12 protein-coding genes and 1 pseudogene are annotated in these 20,368 nt (G+C 63.2%); 4 read left to right on the top strand and 9 right to left on the bottom strand.

All coding sequences use genetic code 11. The features are described 5' to 3' along the window. Positions 1 to 226 precede the first annotated feature (226 nt). Entirely contained in the window at positions 227 to 1,390 is a 1,164-nt protein-coding gene (locus tag F7R20_RS14585) for a type III PLP-dependent enzyme (RefSeq protein WP_003197753.1), read from the top strand. Positions 1,391 to 2,062: 672 nt separating this feature from the next. Continuing rightward, positions 2,063 to 4,588, top strand: coding sequence for a PepSY domain-containing protein (locus F7R20_RS14595; RefSeq protein ID WP_087945358.1), 2,526 nt, complete (start codon positions 2,063 to 2,065; stop codon positions 4,586 to 4,588). A 153-nt stretch (positions 4,589 to 4,741) separates the two neighbouring features. Here F7R20_RS14595 and F7R20_RS14600 read toward each other — a convergent pair whose 3' ends face one another. The 4 genes from F7R20_RS14600 to ptsP form a co-directional block, all read right to left on the bottom strand. After that, complete coding sequence (locus F7R20_RS14600) at positions 4,742 to 6,283, bottom strand: alkaline phosphatase D family protein (protein WP_003197749.1); 1,542 nt, start codon at positions 6,281 to 6,283, stop codon at positions 4,742 to 4,744. Between the two features lie 190 nt (positions 6,284 to 6,473). Continuing rightward, positions 6,474 to 8,216 carry a PTS fructose-like transporter subunit IIB gene (locus F7R20_RS14605; RefSeq protein WP_033028057.1) on the bottom strand — a complete coding sequence of 581 codons (1,743 nt, stop codon included), beginning with the start codon at positions 8,214 to 8,216 and terminating at the stop codon, positions 6,474 to 6,476. A gap of 14 nt (positions 8,217 to 8,230) precedes the next feature. After that, positions 8,231 to 9,172, bottom strand: a complete 942-nt coding sequence (pfkB, locus tag F7R20_RS14610; RefSeq protein ID WP_003197744.1) for a 1-phosphofructokinase — start codon at positions 9,170 to 9,172, stop codon at positions 8,231 to 8,233. Continuing rightward, positions 9,172 to 12,036, bottom strand: coding sequence for a phosphoenolpyruvate--protein phosphotransferase (ptsP, locus tag F7R20_RS14615; RefSeq protein ID WP_003197742.1), 2,865 nt, complete (start codon positions 12,034 to 12,036; stop codon positions 9,172 to 9,174). Before ptsP ends, pfkB begins: the two co-directional genes overlap by 1 nt. Before the next feature lie 288 nt (positions 12,037 to 12,324). Between ptsP and cra the strand changes: the two genes are divergently transcribed. Both cra and F7R20_RS14625 read left to right on the top strand, forming a co-directional pair. Further along, entirely contained in the window at positions 12,325 to 13,320 is a 996-nt protein-coding gene (cra, locus tag F7R20_RS14620; protein ID WP_003197741.1) for a catabolite repressor/activator, read from the top strand. A 20-nt stretch (positions 13,321 to 13,340) separates the two neighbouring features. Continuing rightward, entirely contained in the window at positions 13,341 to 14,117 is a 777-nt protein-coding gene (locus F7R20_RS14625) for a TatD family hydrolase (protein ID WP_003197739.1), read from the top strand. A gap of 120 nt (positions 14,118 to 14,237) precedes the next feature. On the opposite strand, the gene F7R20_RS32305 is transcribed toward F7R20_RS14625, so the two are convergent. The 5 genes and pseudogenes from F7R20_RS32305 to F7R20_RS14645 form a co-directional block, all read right to left on the bottom strand. After that, positions 14,238 to 15,167 (bottom strand): methyl-accepting chemotaxis protein, encoded by a 930-nt coding sequence (locus F7R20_RS32305; protein ID WP_371103557.1) that lies wholly within the window; start codon positions 15,165 to 15,167, stop codon positions 14,238 to 14,240. Further along, positions 15,144 to 16,235, bottom strand: a pseudogene (locus tag F7R20_RS32310) (methyl-accepting chemotaxis protein); the annotation flags it as partial. The pseudogene F7R20_RS32310 and the gene F7R20_RS32305, both read right to left, overlap by 24 nt. Positions 16,236 to 16,556: 321 nt before the next feature. Then, positions 16,557 to 17,393 carry a regulatory signaling modulator protein AmpE gene (ampE, locus tag F7R20_RS14635; RefSeq protein ID WP_003197737.1) on the bottom strand — a complete coding sequence of 279 codons (837 nt, stop codon included), beginning with the start codon at positions 17,391 to 17,393 and terminating at the stop codon, positions 16,557 to 16,559. Continuing rightward, positions 17,390 to 17,950, bottom strand: a complete 561-nt coding sequence (ampD, locus tag F7R20_RS14640) for a 1,6-anhydro-N-acetylmuramyl-L-alanine amidase AmpD (protein ID WP_003197735.1) — start codon at positions 17,948 to 17,950, stop codon at positions 17,390 to 17,392. The genes ampE and ampD overlap by 4 nt, the downstream gene beginning before the upstream one ends. A gap of 64 nt (positions 17,951 to 18,014) precedes the next feature. After that, complete coding sequence (locus F7R20_RS14645; RefSeq protein ID WP_003197733.1) at positions 18,015 to 20,225, bottom strand: DUF1631 domain-containing protein; 2,211 nt, start codon at positions 20,223 to 20,225, stop codon at positions 18,015 to 18,017. Between the last annotated feature and the right edge of the window lie 143 nt (positions 20,226 to 20,368).

Consider the following 20,368-nt stretch of genomic DNA (forward strand, 5'->3'; position numbering starts at 1 on the left):
CGCCCTAAAGTTCGCGCCGAACGTCCATGCTGGAAACGATCCATCCGGCTCAAGTACTGACGACGAGACAGCAAGGCCAAGGGAATCACGCATCCCGTGGCCTTTTTGCTTTCGGCGACATGCCTTGGGAAGTAGGCGAACCAAAGTGGGGATACGGAGGACGTTCACGAGGGCTGCTTGCCCTCACACCCATTGATCCTGATGTTTGCCAGTAGGAGTCCCAAGTATGTCGATCCAGGTCGAAGATTATTTCGCGCGCGAAACCTTCCAGAAAATGAAAGCGTTCGCCGACAAGCAGGAAACCCCGTTCGTGGTGATCGACACCGCGATGATCTCCCAGGCCTATGACGACCTGCGCGCCGGTTTCGAGTTCGCCAAGGTCTACTACGCCGTCAAGGCCAACCCGGCGGTGGAAATCATCGACCTGCTCAAGGATAAAGGCTCGAACTTCGACATCGCCTCGATCTATGAGCTGGACAAGGTCATGAGCCGTGGCGTCGGCCCGGACCGGATCAGCTACGGCAACACCATCAAGAAATCCCGCGACATTCGCTACTTCTACGAGAAGGGCGTGCGCTTGTATGCCACCGACTCCGAAGCCGACCTGCGCAACATCGCCAAGGCCGCGCCGGGCTCGAAAGTCTATGTACGGATCCTCACCGAAGGCTCGACCACCGCTGACTGGCCGTTGTCGCGCAAGTTCGGCTGCCAGACCGACATGGCCATGGACCTGCTGATCCTGGCCCGCGACCTGGGCCTGGTGCCGTACGGCATTTCGTTCCACGTCGGCTCGCAACAGCGCGACATCAGCGTCTGGGACGCGGCGATCGCCAAGGTCAAGGTGATCTTCGAGCGTCTGAAGGAAGAAGACGGCATCGTCCTGAAGCTGATCAACATGGGTGGCGGCTTCCCGGCCAACTACATCACCCGCACCAATAGCCTGGAAACCTACGCCGAGGAAATCATCCGTTTCCTCAAGGAAGACTTCGGCGACGACCTGCCGGAAATCATCCTGGAGCCGGGCCGTTCGTTGATCGCCAACGCCGGTATCCTGGTCAGCGAAGTGGTGCTGGTGGCGCGCAAGTCCCGTACCGCCGTCGAGCGTTGGGTGTACACGGATGTGGGCAAGTTCTCCGGCCTGATCGAAACCATGGACGAAGCCATCAAGTTTCCGATCTGGACCGAGAAGAAAGGCGAGATGGAAGAAGTGGTCATCGCCGGTCCTACCTGTGACAGCGCCGACATCATGTATGAGAACTACAAGTACGGGTTGCCGTTGAACCTGGCTATTGGGGATCGTCTGTATTGGCTGTCGACCGGGGCCTATACCACTAGCTATAGCGCGGTGGAATTCAATGGCTTTCCGCCGCTGAAATCGTTTTACGTGTGATGTGTTTGGGTACTTGAACCTCTGCGGTTCTTGCCCCGGTCGCGTGGTGTTGTTCATTTGAAAAAAACGGTGCTTCTTCAGGAATGGGAAGCGCCGTTTTTTTTGATGGGTTGGTGTGTATATCCGTTGCTGCGGTAACGGCCGCTGGCGGTTCCGCTCTTACAGCGGGTCACTTCTGGAGAGCGCCAAAAGTAACCAAAAGCGCTTTGCCCCACCACTCGGTGCCTCGCCTAGGCTCGGCATGCCTGAACGAAGGCATTGCTCCGTGGGCCGCCGCGAAGGGCCATCCATGGCCCAGCGCGGCTAACCCGGCATCCATGCCGGGTTGCCCACTCCACAACGCCCCCGTTCAGCCAGCGTGGTTAACGGGGCGCCGAGATCAACGTCCACCGCGAGGCGGCCTAACAGCCGACCTGGCTCTCCCGGTCGTACACCCATTAGATCTGTGGGAGCAAAGCTTGCTCGCGAAAGCGGTGTTCCGGTCAATGAAGATCTTGGATGTGCCGGCCCCTTCGCGAGCAGGCTCGCTCCCACAGGATTTCGTCGTCGGCGGCGGGCAAAAGGCCCGCTCATGCAAATGATCGGGCCTTTTGAGTGTGTTTATGAATGCTTCTCGATAACACACGGCATAATGCACGCCGTGATGAACAGTAAATGAACAAGGCGAGCGACGTGTTGAAGAAATCCCTGTTCCAGTTGCACTGGTTTTTCGGCATCAGTGCCGGGCTGGTCCTGGCGTTGATGGGCGTTACCGGGGCGGTGGTGTCGTTCCAGGATGAAATCCTGCGGGCCTTGAATCCACAGGTTCTGATGGTCGAGAAGCAGCCGGCCGGCGTCCTGCCGCCCGCCGAGTTGGTGGAACAGATCGAGGCCACCTCCGGCAAGACCGTCGCCATGCTCTGGGTCGAGACCGACAGCGGCAACGCCGCGCGGGTGATCTTTGCGGCGCCTCCTGGGGAAAAACGTGGCGCCATACGTTATTTCAACCCTTACAACGCACAGTTCATGGGCGATGTGACGGGCCAGGACTTCTTCGGCTTGATGCTCAGGTTGCACCGCGTCCTGACCCTGGATGATGTCGGTCGGCAAATCACTGGTGCCTGCACGCTGATCCTGGTGTTTTTCTGCCTGTCCGGGCTGTACCTGCGTTGGCCGCGCCAATGGAAAAGCTGGCGCGCCTGGCTGACCCTCGACTGGGGGAAAAAAGGCCGGAGCTTCAATTGGGACCTGCACTCCGTGGCGGGCACCTGGTGCCTGGTGTTCTATCTGCTGGCGGCCCTGACCGGGCTGACCTGGTCCTACGAGTGGTACAACAAAGGCGTGACCCGCCTGCTTTCCGATTCACCGAAAGAGGAACGGGTGCGCAATCGCGGCCCGGCGCCGAGCGGCCCACTTCCCGCGGCCGATTACCGGGCCATGTGGAGCAGCATCTACAGCGCCGCCGGCCCGGGGCTGTCGGCCTATAACGTGCGCATGCCGCCCGTGGCCGGGCAGCCGGCGACCGTGTTCTACCTGCTGAAAAACTCACCCCACGACCGGGCGCTGAACCAGCTCACCCTCGACCCGGCCACCGGCGTCATCAGCCGGCACAGCCGCTACAGCGACAAGAGCCTCAAGGCGCAGTTGCTGACCAGTGTCTATGCCCTGCATGTCGGCAGTTACTTCGGCCTCGTCGGGAGGATCCTGGTGACCGTCGCCGCGCTGACCATGCCGCTGTTTTTCATCACCGGCTGGTTGCTGTACCTGGACCGCCGCCGCAAGAAACGCCACGTCAGAAACGCCCGCCAGGCCATTATCGCCAACCCGGGCAATGCGCCGGCCTGGCTGATCGGCTTCGCCAGCCAAAGCGGTTTCGCCGAGCGACTGGCCTGGCAGACCGCCGGTCAACTCCAGGCCGCCGGCTTGCCCGTGAAGGTCCAGCCACTGGCCGGTGTGCGTGAGCAGGACCTGAACGACGCCACCCATGCGCTGTTTGTCGTCAGCACCTTTGGCGACGGCGAAGGGCCGGACAGTGCCCGCGGTTTCGAACGCAAGGTGCTGGGCCAGGCCCTGAGCCTGGAGCGCCTGCAGTATTCGGTGCTGGGCCTGGGCGACCGGCAATATGAACACTTCTGCGGCTTCGCCCGGCGCCTGCACGCCTGGCTGGCGGAACACGGCGGCAAGACCCTGTTCGCGCCGGTGGAAGTCGACAGCGGCGATCCTTACGCCCTGCGGCACTGGCAACAACAATTGGCAGAGCTGACCGGCCAAGCCCCGCTGGACACTTGGCAGGCACCAAGCTTCGAAAACTGGACCCTCAGCCAGCGCACCCTGCTCAACCCCGACAGCAGCGGCTCGGGCGTATACCTGCTGGGCCTCACCGCCCCCGGCCCGAGCAGTTGGCTGGCCGGTGACCTGGTGGAAATCCTGCCGCGCAATGACCTGCTGGCCATCGAGCATTTCCTCGACGGGCTCGGCCTCTCCGGCCACGCGCGCGTGCAAGTCGATGGCCTGTCCCAGAGCCTCGACCAGGCCCTGGCGACCCGACAACTGCCGGAAAACCGCGCCCATCTGGTCGGCCTGCATGCCCAGGCGCTGGTGGATGCCCTGGCACCGCTGGCGATACGCGAGTACTCCATCGCCTCGATCCCGGCCGACGGTATGCTGGAGCTGATCGTGCGCCAGGAACGTCACGCCGACGGCAGCCTGGGCGTCGGTTCCGGCTGGCTGACCGAACACGCACCACTGGGCAGCGCCGTCAGCCTGCGGCTGCGCCGCAACAGCAGCTTCCATCTGCCGGCCCAAGGTGTGCCGATGATACTGCTGGGCAACGGCACTGGTCTGGCCGGCCTGCGCAGCCTGCTCAAGGCACGCGTCACCGAGGGCATGCAGCGCAACTGGCTGCTGTTTGGCGAGCGCAACCGCGAACACGATTTCCACTGCCGCGATGAGTTGCAGGAATGGGTGACCTCAGGCGACCTGGAACGCCTTGACCTGGCCTTCTCCCGGGATCAGAAGCAGAAAGTCTACGTCCAGGACCGCCTGCTGGAATCGGCCGCGCTGCTCAAGCAATGGCTGGCCGACGGCGCGGTGATCTATGTCTGCGGCAGCTTGCAGGGCATGGCATCCGGGGTGGATCACGTGCTCAACAACGTGCTGGGGCGCGAGGAAGTGGAGCGGCTGATCGAGCAGGGGCGGTATCGGCGGGATGTCTACTGACAGACACCCATCTTAAGTACCCCTTGTGGGAGCAAAGCTTGCTCGCGATAGCGGACTGTCAGCCAGCCATTTATTGACAGATGTACCGTTATCGCGAGCAAGCTTTGCTCCCACAGTGGCTTTTCCCACAGAGGTTCCTGGCGCGACTGACAGTCAAACCGGCTGCAACTTCTTCTCGAACACCGCCACACCTTCCAGATCCCGCAGCACCACGCTCATCTCCCCGCTTGGCCCGTCGATGTTCACCTCGCCAAAGAACTGATACCCGGCAAACGGCGAGGTGTTCTGGGCCGGCGGAGCTTTCTGGAACACCACTTCGGGGCCGAAGGTCTTGTCCAGGGCATTGGGCCCGAAGCTGCCGGCGTTCAACGGCCCGGCGACAAACTCCCAGAACGGTTCGAAATCCTGGAACGCGGCTTGTTCAGGATGGTAATGATGGGCGGCGCAATAGTGGACATCGGCGGTGAGCCAGACGTAGTTGCGCACCTGATGCTTGCGCAGGTAGCCGAGCAGTTCGGCGATCTCCAGTTCACGCCCCTGGGCCGCGCCCGGGTCACCGTTGGCGACCGCTTCCCAGCGCGGCACGCCGGGGCTGACCTCGCCATCCGGCACACCGAGGCCGATGGGCATGTCGGCGGCGATGACTTTCCATTGGGCACGGGATTGCTTCAATTCACGCTTGAGCCAATTCAACTGCTCACGCCCCAGGAACGGCTTGGCCGCGCCGAGGTTGGCGTCGTTGGCTTCGCGGTAGCTGCGCATGTCCAGCACGAACACATCCAGCAGCGGCCCGTAACCGAGCTTGCGGTAGATCCGTCCGCCGCCGTCGGCCTTCTGCAGACGCATCGGCGCGTATTCCAGCCAGGCTTGTCGCGCGCGCCCCACGAGGCTGTGGATATCCTTGGTCTGGTAGCGCTCGTCCAGTTGCTTGCCCGGCGACCAGTTGTTGACCACCTCATGGTCGTCCCACTGCCAGATCTGCGGCACTTCGGCGTTGAAGCGACGAACGTTTTCGTCCATCAGGTTGTAGCGATAGTTGCCGCGATACTCATCCAGGGTCTCGGCGACCTTGCTCTTGGCTTCGGTGGTGAGGTTGCGCCAGATGCGTCCACCCTCGGTGGTGATTTGCGCCGGCACCGGGCCGTCGGCGTAGATGGTGTCGCCGCTGTGGATAAAGAAATCCGGCAGACGCAGGCGCATGGCTTCGTAGATGCGCATGCCGCCGATGTCCGGGTTGATGCCGAAGCCCTGGCCGACGGTATCGCCGCTCCAGACAAAACGGATGTTGCGCTTGAACTGCGGCACGCTGCGCAGGTGACCCAGCCAGGGTTCGCTGGCGACACCGCTCTGGGCGTCTTCGAAATGCACCCGGTAGAAAATCGCCTGGTCGCGGGGCAGCCCGGTGAGTTCGACCCGGGCAGTGAAATCGCTGCGGGCGTCGACCATGGGCGAGACGAAGCGGCGGGGATTGCTGAACTTGCTGCGGGTGTCCCACTCCACCACCATCCGCGCCGGACGGTCGCTGCGGCTCCAGATCATCGCCCGGTCGCCCTGCAAGTCGCCAGACTGCACACCGTCGGTGAGCACCGGCCGATCCTTGACCGAAGCCATCACCGCCGGCGCCAGCCCCGGCAACAACAACCCCGCCCCCACGGCTTGCATCACACGACGGCGGCCCAGGTCGAATTCGCTCATGGTGTTCTCCCTTGAAATGGGGAAACTTAAGCATGGCTCTGTGAAGTGGGTGTGACAGGACCTCATGAACTCAGCAGAACGAAATGTGGGAGCGAGCCTGATCGCGAAAGCGGTGTATCAGTCGACAAACAGGCTGTCTGACACTCCGTTATCGCGAGCAGGCTCGCTCCCACAGTAGGCACAGCAGTGATCAGGCCTTGGCCGGCTCCAACGCCATCTCCACCACTTCCGGCCGCTTGAGCAGCGCATACGCCACCCCCGTCAGCAGGCTCCCCGCCACGATCGCCAGCAGGTACAGCAGCGCGTGGTTGATGGCGTTGGGGATCAGCATCACGAACAGGCCGCCGTGGGGGGCCATGAGCTTGCAGCCGAAGTACATCGACAGCGCACCGGTCAGCGCGCCGCCGGCGATGCTGGCCGGAATCACCCGCAGCGGGTCCTTGGCCGCGAACGGAATCGCCCCTTCGGAGATGAAGCACAGCCCCAGCACCAGTGCGGCTTTACCGGCCTCGCGCTCGGTCTGGGCGAATTTGCGCCGGGCGATGAAGGTGGCGATACCCAGGCCAATCGGCGGCACCATGCCGGCGGCCATGGTCGCGGCCATCGGTGCATAACTCTGGGAAGCCAGCAGCCCCACCGAAAACGCGTAGGCGGCCTTGTTGATCGGCCCACCGAGGTCGACGCACATCATCGCCCCCAGCAGCACGCCCAGCAGAATCGCGTTGGTGGTGCCCATGCTGTCGAGGAAATGAGTCAGGCCTTCGAGCATGCCCGCCACCGGTTTGCCGACGATGTAGATCATCACCAGGCCGGTGACCAGGCTCGCCAGCAGCGGGATGATCAGGATCGGCTTGAGCGCTTCCAGGCTCTGGGGCAGGCGCGCGTAGCGGTTGATCGCCTTGGCCACGTAACCGGCCAGGAAACCGGCGATGATCCCGCCAATGAAACCGGCGCCCAGGGTGCTCGCCAGCATCCCACCGATCATCCCCGGCGCCAGGCCCGGACGGTCGGCGATGGAATAGGCGATGTAGCCAGCCAGCAGCGGCACCATCAATTTGAACGCGGTGTCGCCGCCGATCTGCATCAGCGCGGCCGCCAGCGTGCCGGGCTCCTTGAAGGCGGTAATGCCGAACACAAACGACAAGGCGATCAACAGACCACCGGCCACCACCATCGGCAGCATGAACGACACGCCCGTCAGCAGGTGCTTGTAGACGCCGGTCTTCTCCGATTTGGCCGGGGCGCTGGCACCGCTCGACGCGCTTTCCTGACGACCTTCGACCAGCGCTTTGTTCAGCGTCGCTTCGGCCTGTTTCAAGGCGATGCCCGTGCTGCAGCGGTAGATCTTCTTGCCGGCAAAACGCTCGGTGGCGACCTCGATGTCAGTCGCCAGCAGCACCACGTCCGCCTCGGCGATGGCCTCGGTGCTCAACGGATTGCGCGCACCGACCGAACCCTGGGTTTCCACTTGCAGGTCGTAGCCGAGCTTCTTCGCTGCCTGCTGCAATGCTTCGGCGGCCATGAAGGTATGAGCAACGCCCGTTGGGCATGCGGTGATGGCAACCAGGCGCGGCGCACGCTCGGTCGACACCGCGGCTACCTCCTCCACGACATCCGAGGCGAGAAAAACCTCGGCCTCTTCGGCGCCGCGACGCAGCACCGAATCGACGTCTTGCAGGGCCTGGGCCGGGGTGCTGCGGAACAGGCGTTTGCCGACGAAGCGCGACATGTCCATCGGGCCGCTGGCAACCAGCAGGACCCATTCGGCCGCTTCGAGGGTCGCCGCCGACAACTGGCTTTCCGGGTGGGCCGTGTCATGGACTTCAACACTGGTGCTCCAACCCTGGCGCTGCGCCGCGGCGTCCAGCAGGCGGGCGCACAACACACTGGTGACCATGCCGTTGGGGCAGGCCGTCACAATGGCTAGTTTCATTCTTGCTAACCCTCTTATTGTTCTGTCAGGGGGCGCACGCGCACGCCCTGTTCAAGCGACGCCAGCAACGCGGTGTCGTGGATGCCAAAACCGATCTGCGTGACCGCCATGGCGGCGATGGCCGTGGCGGTGCGCAGCGTCTGTTCCGGGGTGTCGGCGCTGAGCAGACCGTGCAGCATGCCCGCCAGCAGCGAATCCCCGGCACCCACGGTGCTGGCGACGCTGACCTTGGGTGGCGAAGCATGCAGCGCCGTACCGACACTGAACCAGTTCACGCCATCGGCGCCGTGGGAAATCACCACATGTTCGACGCCCTGGGCATGCAGGCGCTGCGCCGCTTGCGCCTGGGCCGCTTCGCTCACCACCTCGCAACCCAGCGCGTCGGCCAGTTCCTCGGTGTTCGGCTTGATCAGCCACGGCCCCGCCGCCAGGGCGACGCGCAAGGCTTCGCCACTGGTGTCGAGGGCCACGTTCAGGCCGAGTGTTTTCAAGCGCGTGATCAAGGCCTGCAACCACTGCGGGCTGACGCCCCGGGGCAAGCTGCCCGCCACCACGACAACGTCGTGACCGGGGGCGATTTGCTCAAGACGCGCAAGCAAGGCGTGCTGTGCGGCTTCATCAACCACCGGGCCGGGGCCGTTGAGGTCAGTGATGCGTCCGTCCTGCTCGGCCAGTTTGATATTGCTGCGAGTTTCGCCGGGGACACGGATAAAAGCATCGACAAAACCACGCTGGGCAAACAGCGTCTCGAACACCTGGGCATTGTCTTCGCCCAGAAAACCACTGACCGTCAGCGTATGGCCGAGATCGGCCAACACCTGAGCCACGTTCACACCCTTGCCGGCGGCGTGGGCGTGCATGGCGTCGCTGCGGTTGACCTGCCCTGGCTCCAGGCGCGCCAACTCCACCGTGAGGTCGAGCGCCGGGTTGAGGGTCAGGGTAAGAATCTTCGCCATTACAGCGCCTCCACTAATGCGCGCACGTCATCGGCGCTGCCCACGGCCAAAGCCTCTTGGGCCAGGGTTTGTACTTGCGCCAGGCTCAATTCGCGGACCCGCGCCTTGACCTCGGCAATGCTGCGGGCCGATACACTCAGTTCGTCCACACCCAGGCCCACCAGCACTGGCACCGCCAGCGGGTCGGCCGCCAGTTCGCCACACACACCGACCCATTTGCCATGGGCATGGGCAGCGCGCACGGTGATGTCGATCAGTTGCAGCACCGCCGGGTGCAGGCCATCGGCCTGGGCCGAAAGGGTCGGGTGACCACGGTCGATCGCCAGGGTGTATTGCGTCAGGTCGTTGGTGCCGACGCTGAAGAAATCGACTTCCTTGGCGAGCACCGGCGCCAGCAACGCGGCGGACGGCACTTCGATCATGATCCCCAGTTGCAGGTCCGCCACGGGGATTTCCTGGCGCAGGCGCTCGGTCATGTCCCGGGCCTGGCGCCATTCATCGACGCTGCCCACCATCGGGAACATGATCCGCAACGGACGGTTGTCCGCCGAGCGCAACAGGGCACGCAGTTGCGCTTCCATGACCTGCGGACGCTGCAAGGTCAGGCGGATGCCGCGCACGCCGAGGAACGGGTTTTCTTCTTTCGCGATCGGCCAGTACGGCAGCGGCTTGTCGCCGCCGACATCGAGGGTGCGCACCACCAGCGGTCGACCGGCCAGACCGTCGAGCACCTTGCGGTATTCGGCTTCCTGGGTCGCTTCGTCCGGCGCCTGGGTATGGGCCATGAAAATCAGTTCGGTGCGCAACAGGCCAATGCCTTCGGCGCCCTGCTCCACCGCGCTGGCAACACCAGCGCTTTCGCCGATGTTGGCAAACACTTCCACGGCATGACCGTCACGGGTCTGCGCCGGTTCGTGGCGCTGCTCGGCGGCGACCTTGAGGCGCTGCTCGCGGGTGTCGCGTTCCTCTGCTGCCCGTTGCAAGGTAGCGGCGTCAGGGTCCACGTGCAGGCGACCGCGCTGGCCATCCAGCAACAAGGACGTGCCCGGCGCCAGCAGCAACACCGCGGCACCGGCACCCACCAGCGCTGGAATGCCCAAGGCCCGGGCAACAATGGCGCTGTGGGCGGTGGCGCCGCCACGGGCGGTGAGAATCCCCGCCACCCGCGTCGGGTCCAGGCGGGCCACGTCGGACGGACCGACTTCGTCCATCACCAGGATGTAGGGTTGATCGGGTTCGTTCGGGGTTTCGACACCGCACAGTTGCGCCAGCACACGACGGCCGACGTCTCGCAGATCGGCGGCACGTTCGGCCAGCAAGGCGTCCTGCAAGGCTTCCTGTTCTTTCGCGGCGGCTTCAACCACCCCCATCCACGCCGCTTGCGCACTCTCGCCCAGCTTCAAGCGGGTGTCGACTTCGTCGCTCAGCTCCGGGTCGTCGAGCATTTCCTGGTGGGTGATGAAGATCTCGCGGATGGCCTTGGCCTTGGCGCGCTCAATCAACCCTTGGATATCACGGCGCACCTGGCTCAAGGCGTTTTGCAGGCGCTCGCGCTCGATGGCCGCCGACTCACCGCGCAACGGGTAATCGATGGCCTGCAATACCTGGATGTGGGCCGGGCCGATGGCGATGCCCGGGGCGGCGGCGACGGCCTGGATCAGGCTGCCGGATTCGGGCGCCAACACGACAGTCGCCACTTCGGCTATCACGGTTTCCCGCGGCGCACTCGGTGGCGGCAGCGGTTCGACTTCTTCGCCAAGGCCTTCTTCGATGGCCGCCAGCAGGGCCGGCAACGCATCGGCGGCAATGCTCGGCTCGGCGATGAACTCCAGGACCTGGCCGCGACGGGCGCCCAGGCTCAACAGTTTGCTCAGGCTCTTGGCCGACACGGCGCTGTCCTGGCCATCGACGATGCGCACGCGGATCTCGCCTTCGAAGCTTTTCGCCAACTGGGCGAGGATCTTCGCCGGGCGTGCATGCAGGCCATGGGCATTGGCCAGGCCGATGCGCGCGCTGGGCCAATCGGCGGGTAATTCGCCGCCGAGCACTTCCAGCACCTTGCGGCTGCTGGTGGCGCGACCCAGTTCGTGGCCGCGGCCTTCGATCAGCAAGGCGCAGAGCCTTTCCAGCAGGGCCTGGTGAGCTTCGCCGAGGCTGGCGAGACAGAACAGCCCGCTCAACGGTTGACCCAGGTAGCGGATGGGTTTGTCCGGTGTGACGAACGCCAGGCCCGGACGCTTGACGGTCTGTTCGCTGTGCAGCCACCACAAGCCATCGCCCAAGGGCAGCGCATCGACTTGCTGCAACACCCCGGCAAAGCCATTGCTCACGCAATCGGCCTGGCGCAGCAAGCGGGCGCCGCGCCATACCAGTTCTTCAAAATCGTCAGCCGACACACCAAGACCGATCATCTGGGCATCCAGCGCCAGCTCCTGCGGCGCGCCTTGCAGCAGCTTCAGCAACGCTTCGGCGGAACCGGCACGGCGCAGGGCCTGGCCCAGGTCGGTCTCGCCGAGGGCGCGGGTCAGCAGTTGCAGCAGGCGCAGGTGTTCGTCGGACTTGGCCGCGATACCGATCGCCAGGTAGACGATCTGACCATCGCCCCAATCCACACCCTCGGGGAATTGCAGCAGGCGCACACCGGTCGAATGAACCAGGTCGCGGGTCTGCGGAGTGCCATGGGGGATGGCAATACCTTGGCCAAGAAAGGTCGAGCCCTGGGCTTCGCGAGCCTGCAAGCCGGCGAGGTAACCCTCAGCCACCAAGCCATCGGCCACCAGTTTGTCGGCGAGCAGTTGCAGTGCAGCGTCTTTATCCACAGCCGTCTGAGCCATGGATATCTGCTCTAGAGTGAGCTCGAGCATGCTTTCTCCTTTTTGGCGTCCGGTTGGCGCCAGGTATTGTTTTGAATGAATCAGCTTAGCGTTGCAGGATGATTTTTGGCGTGATCACGGCAGAAGGGCCAAAAATCCTGCTAGCCTTGAAAATACGCTTGCTGAAACGTTTAATCTAGAAAGATTGGCACGTTACTCGATAATCTCTCATCCTTGAAGTGCAACTTGTCGTAAGCGCTTGGACGGTGACCGTCGGCTTGAATCGGGTAGGATGGCCCTTATTGTCGGGGCTAACTCGAAAAAACAAGGAAAACCGGGTTGAAACTCAGTGATATTGCCCAACTGGCCGGTGTGTCCGTGACCACCGCCAGCTATGTCATCAACGGCAAGGCCGAACAGCAACGCATCAGCAGCGCCACCGTCGAACGGGTGCGGGCGGTGGTCCTGGAACACGGCTTCACGCCCAATCCCCAGGCCGCCGGGCTGCGCAGTCGCCACACCCGCACCCTGGGTTTTATCCTGCCAGACCTGGAAAACCCCAGTTACGCACGCATCGCCAAGCTGCTGGAACAAGGGGCGCGGGCGCGGGGCTACCAGTTGCTGATCGCCAGTTCCGACGACGCACCCGACAGCGAACGGCAACTGTTGCAGTTGTTCCGCGCCCGGCGCTGCGATGCGCTGATCGTCGCCAGTTGCCTGCCGGCCGGCGACGACAGCTACCTGCAGTTGCAGGCCAAGGGCATTCCGATCATCGCCATCGACCGGGTCATGGACCCTGCGCGGTTCTGCTCGGTGATCAGCGACGACCGCCAGGCCAGCCTGCAACTGACGCGCAGCCTGCTGCAGACCCACCCTCGGCAAATCGCGCTGATCAGCGCTCGTCCCGAGTTGAGCATCAGCCAGGAACGGACCGCCGGTTTTCGCGAAGCCTTGGCCGGGTTCGAGGGCCAGGTACTGATCGAGCATGGCGAGTCGTTCAGCCGTGAATGCGGTCGCCAGTTGATGGATGAAATGCTCGCACGCCTGGGGCATCTGCCTGATGCGCTGATCACCACGTCCTACGTGCTGCTGCAAGGGGTGTTCGACGCCCTCCACGATTTCCCGCTCAAGTCGCGGCCGTTGCGCCTGGGCACGTTTGGTGACACGCAGTTGCTGGACTTCCTGCCGCTACCGGTCAATGCCATGTCCCAGCAGCACCAACTGATCGCCGAAAAAGCCTTGGAGCTGGCCCTGGCGGCCATCGAAAACGATGACTACCAGCCAGGCGTGCAGGCCATCGCGCGGACGTTCAAGCAGCGTATTCACCAGGGCTGAAGCTTCTTCAGGATTGATGCATGGAGTTGATCGATACCCATACCCACCTGGATTTTCCAGACTTTGACGCGGACCGCCCGGCACTGCTGGCCGAAAGCCGCGCCGTGGGCGTGCGGCAAATGGTGGTACTGGGCGTGTACCGGGACAACTGGCAGCGGGTCTGGGACCTGGTGCAAAGCGACCCGGACCTGCATGCCGCACTGGGCCTGCACCCGGTGTATCTCGATCAGCACCGACCCGACGACGTGGCGCTACTGCGCGAGTGGCTGAGCCGCCTGGCCGGACACCGGCAATTGTGTGCGGTGGGGGAAATCGGCCTGGATTACTACATCCCGACCCTGGACCGCGAACGCCAGCAGGCGCTGTTCGAAGCACAACTGCAACTGGCGGTGGAGTTCGAGCTGCCGGCGCTGATCCATGTGCGTCGCAGCCATGCCGACGTGATCTCAACGCTCAAGCGCATGGCCCCCAAACGCGCAGGAATCATCCACGCCTTCGCCGGCAGTTTTGAAGAGGCCCGCGAGTACATCAAGCTCGGCTTCAAGCTCGGCCTGGGCGGCGCCGCGACCTGGCCCCAGGCCTTGCGCATGCACCGGGTGCTGGCGAAATTGCCGCTGGACGCGGTGGTGCTGGAAACCGATTCCCCGGACATGGCCCCGGCGATGTTCCCCGGCCAACGGAACAGCCCGGCGCATTTGCCGGCGATTTGTGAGGCGTTGGCCGGGATCATGGCGATCAGCGCCGAGCAACTGGCCGAGGCCAGCACGGCCAACGCGCGCCGACTGTTCAACTGGTGATCCCTTGTGGGAGCGAGCTTGCTCGCGATAGCGTCCCATCAGTCGACAAATAGGTTGCCTGACACTCCGCTATCGCGAGCAAGCTCGCTCCCACATTGGATCGGTGGTGGGCCCTGGGAATCACACCCGAAACGCATTGATCAACTGCTTGAGCTGCACCACCTGGGCAGACAATTCGCGGCTGGCGTCTTCGGTCTGGTGGGCACCTTCGGCGGTGCGTTCGCCGGCGCGGTTGATCTCGACGATGTTCTGGTCGATGTCATGGGCCACCGCCGTCTGCTGCTCTACCGCGGCGGCGATCTGCTGGTTCTGGTCGACGATCATGCCGACGGCGCCGAGGATATTCTCCAGGGCCTGCTGGACCTTTTCCGATTGGCTGACCGTGCCACTGGCCATCTCATGGCTGGTGCCCATCGCCTTGACCGCAGCGCCGACACCACCATGCAGACGGGTGATCATCGCTTCGATTTCTTCGGTCGATTGCTGGGTTCGCTTGGCCAGGGTCCGCACTTCATCGGCCACCACCGCAAAGCCGCGCCCCTGCTCACCGGCCCGGGCCGCTTCAATGGCGGCATTGAGGGCCAGCAGATTGGTCTGCTCGGCGATGCTCTTGATCACATCCAGCACGCGACTGATGGCCTGGCTGTCGGTCGCCAGTTGATTGATCACCTGCACGGACTGGTCGATCTCGCTGGCCAAGCGGGCGATGCTGCCCTGCTGGGATTCCACCAACCCGCGCCCACTGAGGGTTTCGTCGTTCACGCTGTGGGCACTGCTCACAGCTGCAGCGGCACTGCGGGCAACCTCCTGGGCCGTGGCCGACATCTGGTTCATCGCCGTGGCCACCAGTTCGATCTGGCTGCGCTGGCCGGCGACGGCCTGGTTGCTCTGGGCCGATACCGTTTCCACCTGCCCGGCCTGGCGTTCGACTTCGGCGACGGTGCGACCGACCTGTTCGATCAGATCATGGATCTTCGCCACCGTACCGTTGAACACTTCACCCAATTCGCCCAGCTCATCCTTGCTGCGGGCAACAAAATTGACCGTCATGTCCCCCGCCGCCACCTTGTCCATCATCTGGCCCAGGTGCTGGAGCGTGGTGCGGGTCGAGGCGTAGAAACCGGCGTACAGGTAAAAAATCAACAGGAACACCAGCACCAGCGCCACGGCTTGCAGCACCATGTGGCTGCGGTTCTGCTCCAGACGCTGCTGCAACTGCACACCAAGAAAGCCCTGGGTCGCCTCGTTCAGCCGATAGGTCTGCTCCATCAGGCCACTGACTTGCTCATAAAATGCCGGCCATGGCGCATCGAGCGTGTCGGCCATCACTACCTGCTCTTCAATCAGTTCACTGGCCTTCTTGAGGGTGCTCTTGCTGCCATTGGCCTGATCGGCAAGGGCCTGCCCGGCGGCCTTGCTGGAACCCAAGGCATCCTGCAGTTTCAAGTCATATTCGCCCTGGAGCTTTTCGATCTGCGCCAGCAACTCGTCGAAGCGGGTGCTCGACGCCGAGTTGAGAAACCCCAGCCCCAACGAGGACGCGCCCAGCGCCCGGCCTTCGCCGAGAATCTGGGTGACCTTGGGGGTCGTGCCGATGATCAACTCGCTGAGCTGGCGGATGTCGCTCTGGTTGTCGCGGCTCAGCCCCGCCTGGCTGGCGATGAGCTGGCCGAACATCTGGGCGCTGTTGAGCAACTTGCCGATCAGCGCACTTTTGCTCTGCAGCGAGCTTTCGGCCTGCTGGGCCTTGAAAGCTCCGATCATTTCGTCGCGCTTGGCCTCGAAGGCACTGACCTGCTCTGGCTCGATGGCCACGGGAGTCATGCCTTGCAGCCGCGCGAGGACCTGTTGTTCCAGGCTGCCGATCTTCGCTTCGACATCACCGGCCTTGCCGGACTGACCCAGGCTGGCGTTGATCTGCACCAGGTTATTTAGGGTTTCCAGGTCGCGGCGCAGGACCAGGCTGCTGCCCAGCAGGTCGAGGCTTTGCAGCTCCACTTGCGTGCCCTGGAATTCCCGATAGGAATCGCGCACCAGAAAGAAGTTGGTTACCAGCATTGGCAACAGGAACAGCACGCTGATCAGGCTGAACTTCATGCCGAAGCTCAGGCGGTTCATCAGCGCGACGGCGGGCCAGAGCAAACTCTTCACAAGGAAGTCTCCCGGTAGTGTTCTTATTGTTATGAGTTCGCGCACGGAGACAGCAGAAAGCCACTATTCGGGCGCTGTCCCTGTATAGCCTAAATCGGCGGGGAGATTTGTAACTTAAGGTTAACGAGAAGGACTGACACGGTTCAGCTGTGGGAGGGGATTTATCTGTGGGAGCAAGGCTTGCCCGCGATGCAGGCGCCTCGATTTCTGAAAGACCGCATCGCTTGTATCGCGGGCAAGCCTTGCTCCCACAGAATCCCTCGCCACAAGGAAATGTGTTGGTTGCTCTCAGGCCAACACCGTCCACAAGGCAAACCCGGCATACCAGAGCAGCGCCGCACGCAGCAGCAGTTCCCAGAGACGGTCCAGGCTGTTGATACCGTCCGGGCCGGCGACGGGCCGGGGGATCTCGCCTGCCACCAGGCCGACCTTGTCGATAAGGTCGGCGGCGCTGATGTTCCAGTTCAGCAGCTCATGCAGCATGACCCGGCTGACCGCGACGAAATTGCCCACCAGGGCGAAGCTCGCCGCCAGCAACCGCACCGGCACCCAATCGAAGGCGTGGCGCATTTGCGCGGCCCGCTCGGCCACGCCGGGGTTCTGGCTGTGCTCGGCGGCCAGCGCCAGCAGTCGATAACTCAGGGCCGCGACCGGGCCCAACACGAAATACCAGAAAATCACCGCGAAAAAGCTCTGGTAGGCCTGCCACAACAAATGCCCTTGGACCCGCTCCAGCAACTGCTCACCGTCATTGGCTTCAATGTCCAGGTCGCGCTTGGCGACATGGGCCGCCGCTTGCAGGTCTTCCCGACGCCACGCGTCGCGAAACGGCCCGAGGCCGGCCAGCAGATCACCGCGCCCCAGGCTGTAAATCACCACCAGCAAATGCACCGGCAGCGCCAACAGACCGTAGGCCACCGGCTCCAGCACCCACAGCAGCAACGCCAGCAGCGCCACGGGCAGCAAAACCATCACCGTCAGCACCAGCCAGGGTCGGTTGACCCAACGTGGGCTCGCCTCGAGCTTGCTCAGCTCGTGCAGCCAACCGCCGTCGCGCTGGACCCGCTGGCGCAAGGCCGAGAACTTCTCGATCCAGACGGCCAGCAGCAACACCAGAAAACTCATTGTCCTTCCCCTTCTGTCAGGGCCGCGCGGTAGCGCACCCAGTCGAATGCCGGTCCCGGATCGGTCTTGCGCCCCGGTGCGATGTCGCTGTGCCCGCAGATACGCTGCACAGTGATCGCCCTGAACGCCGCTTGCAACTGCCGGGTCAGGTCCACCAACGCGGCATATTGCGCATCGGTGAACGGCAGATCATCCGTGCCCTCAAGCTCGATGCCCAGGGAAAAATCGTTACAGGTCTCACGCCCCTCGAAGCACGAGACACCCGCATGCCACGCACGATCCAGACAAGAGACAAACTGGGTCACGGCGCCGTCACGCTCGATCAGAAAATGCGCAGAGACGCGCAGGTCGGCGATACCGACAAAGTAGGGATGTTCCGTGACATCCAGACGATTCTGGAAGAATTCCTGCACCTTGCCCGTGGCGAATTGTGCCGGTGGCAGGCTGATGTTGTGGATCACCAGCAGGGAGATTTCGCCTTCGGGGCGCGCATTGAAGTTGGGCGATGGGCAATGACGTATCCCCTCGCACCAACCGCTCGCGGAGTCCAACTGCATACAGGTTCCTTCGATGACGACGGTGAATGCCGCCAGTATGCCGTGATCGGACCGGGCAGCGCGATCACTTGCCGCGATTGAGCTGGCGCAGATTGCCCAGCACCGACTCCAGCGCGCGGTCGAACAGCAGGGTGTCGTCCAATAGCCGCGCCGCGCCACGGCGAAACTCCAGAGCCAGGCTGGTGCGGCTGTGCTCCAGCACCTTGAGGCCGGTACGATTGACGAAGACGTATTTGCCGGTGGCCTCGATGATCGCCGCCAGCTTGCAACGCAAGGTGTTGTCATCGTCCTCCTGGAACTCGACCCAGCTTCCCAGGTGCAACTGGTCGACCTGCAGCAGGCCCACGTCATCGGCGGGCAAATGCACCGCCACGCTCTCCCCCGCCGACTTTTGAGGGGGGCGCAAGACGATTTTTTCCAGCACCTCGACCATGACCGGTGAAGTGAACGACTGGGCCTGTTCCGTCGTTTGGCCCGTGCGTTCGAGCGCCTGCACATGCAGGGCTTCCAGTTCACTGAAAAACTCGCTGGTGGCGAACGGATCGAACGCCGAGCGACTCAAGCCTTCACGCAGGGCCTTGAGCAGTTCGGGCACCATCGCCAGCAAACGCAGGCCGGCATCGGATTCATCGTGAGGCTGGACGCTCCAGATCAATTGCTCCAGGGTCAAGACGTCGGCCTGCCACTCGGCGGAATACTTGCCATGCTTGAAGCACGTCAGCAGCAACACCTGGCTCCAGGCGTGTTGCACGAACTCCACCACGGCTTGCGGCAGGACTTTGCCCAACATCACCTGGTTCAGCGCCCCTTCGACGCGCTGGCGCGCCAGTTCGGCCTTGGCCCGGCCCTCTTCGGCATCGCGGATGCGCTGTTCGAGCAGCTCACTGCGGCGCCGCTCGTCACTGGTGAAGGCCAGGAAGTCGGCCAGCAGTTCGGAGAAGATCGCCGGGTCATCGACAAAATCATTCAATAAGCGCTGCACCACCTGCTCGATGCGCAGGTAGAGGCTGTCGCGCTGATGATCGTCGCAATCACCCCAGCCCATGGCCGCGGCTGCGATTTCGTTAAGCAGCCGCCGGGCGGGATGATTGCCACGGCTGAAGAAACTCTTGTCCTGCACCGCGACCTTGAGCATCGGGATTTGCAGGCGGCCGATCAGGGCCTTGAAGGAGTCTGGCAGGTTGTGATCGTCGAGGATGAATTCGAACATCATCGAGATCAGGTTGATCACGTCTTCATCGGCGCCTTCGACCACGCGAGACTTGCCACTCCTGACGCTGACCCGGGTCAACAGCTGTTCGAGCTGGCTACGCAAATCGAACTCGTCGTGAACGGTAGGTGCAGGCACGTATTGCTGCAAATGAGAGAGCAGCCGCAGCAGGTCACGGGTGGAAATCGGCTGGGGCGGCACGCTGGGTTCCAGGGTCGGCGCCACAGTGCCACGCACCTGCATCAACAGCTTCTGCAAGGCGGCGAACACTTCCTGCACGCTGTCATCAACCTCGGCATCGCTGGGCTTGGCAGCCATCTCGGCGTTGGGCCTGGGGCTATCCTCGGTGCGATCCGACGCCCGGCGCGCCAGCGTAACCTTGAGCTCTGGCAGGATGCCGGTGGCGGCCAGCAACTGGTTGGCCTCGGTATAGAGTTGGTCGCAATCGCTGAGCACATAACGCTCGAACAGCTTGAGCAGGATCAGCTTGACCTTGATTTCCACGCCCAGGTTGCGCCCGGCCTGCAGGAACTTCTCGCACAGCAATGCCGGGCTCAAGGGATTGTGCTGATTGGCCAGCGGGCGGGCCAGCAGCACACTGAGCCGTGCCGTCAGTTGTTCCAGCGACACGCCATCGCGCCTGAGCACCCGAGTGACCATCGCCTCGACCGCCAGTTGCCGCTCCAGGTCGTCCTGGGAGCGCTGGATTGGGCTGTCTGCCAGGTTCGGCGCCAAGCTGGTGTGGGTCAAGTCGTATTGGGCGAGGCTGACGAAAGTCTCGAAAAACTGCTCGATAAATTCACGTTCGATGCTTTTGCGCTTCAGGCGCAGGTCCCGCATGGCCTCGAAGTACAGGTTCTGCTCGACGTCGTCGCGCGCCCGGTCGGCCATTTCAAACAAGGTGTCGTCGGCGTTATCGAACAGCCCCTGCAAACCCAGGCGCAAGTGCTGGGCGGCCTTGTCGCGAACCTGAAGCAGAATCACAGGCAGGCGGGCGAGCGGCGAAGGATTCGCCTGATCGGTAGCGACCTTGTGCAAAGGCACTACATTCCCGTCGTTGTGCATCCTGGCCTCCTGAAACGGTTTTCTGCGGCTCATAACGTCAAAGCTATGACGTCAATCGAAAGGCGGATTATCGGGTAAAACAACCCTGTCGCACCAGCACACTCTGTGATCCATCTCGAAATACGGCGCAATAAGTGACCGGG

Source organism: Pseudomonas brassicacearum subsp. brassicacearum (assembly GCF_008801605.1).
In the GTDB taxonomy this organism is placed as follows: domain Bacteria; phylum Pseudomonadota; class Gammaproteobacteria; order Pseudomonadales; family Pseudomonadaceae; genus Aquipseudomonas; species Aquipseudomonas brassicacearum.

Bases quoted from the DNA above. Each gene is read 5' to 3' on its own strand.
- F7R20_RS14585 (WP_003197753.1), top strand. From the start codon at position 227: ATGTCGATCCAGGTCGAAGATTATTTCGCGCGCGAAACCTTCCAGAAA.
- F7R20_RS14600 (WP_003197749.1), bottom strand. From the start codon at position 6,283: ATGAGCGAATTCGACCTGGGCCGCCGTCGTGTGATGCAAGCCGTGGGG.
- F7R20_RS14605 (WP_033028057.1), bottom strand. From the start codon at position 8,216: ATGAAACTAGCCATTGTGACGGCCTGCCCCAACGGCATGGTCACCAGT.
- pfkB (WP_003197744.1), bottom strand. From the start codon at position 9,172: ATGGCGAAGATTCTTACCCTGACCCTCAACCCGGCGCTCGACCTCACG.
- ptsP (WP_003197742.1), bottom strand. From the start codon at position 12,036: ATGCTCGAGCTCACTCTAGAGCAGATATCCATGGCTCAGACGGCTGTG.
- F7R20_RS14625 (WP_003197739.1), top strand. From the start codon at position 13,341: ATGGAGTTGATCGATACCCATACCCACCTGGATTTTCCAGACTTTGAC.
- F7R20_RS32305 (WP_371103557.1), bottom strand. From the start codon at position 15,167: ATGACGGTCAATTTTGTTGCCCGCAGCAAGGATGAGCTGGGCGAATTG.
- ampE (WP_003197737.1), bottom strand. From the start codon at position 17,393: ATGAGTTTTCTGGTGTTGCTGCTGGCCGTCTGGATCGAGAAGTTCTCG.
- ampD (WP_003197735.1), bottom strand. From the start codon at position 17,950: ATGCAGTTGGACTCCGCGAGCGGTTGGTGCGAGGGGATACGTCATTGC.
- F7R20_RS14645 (WP_003197733.1), bottom strand. From the start codon at position 20,225: ATGCACAACGACGGGAATGTAGTGCCTTTGCACAAGGTCGCTACCGAT.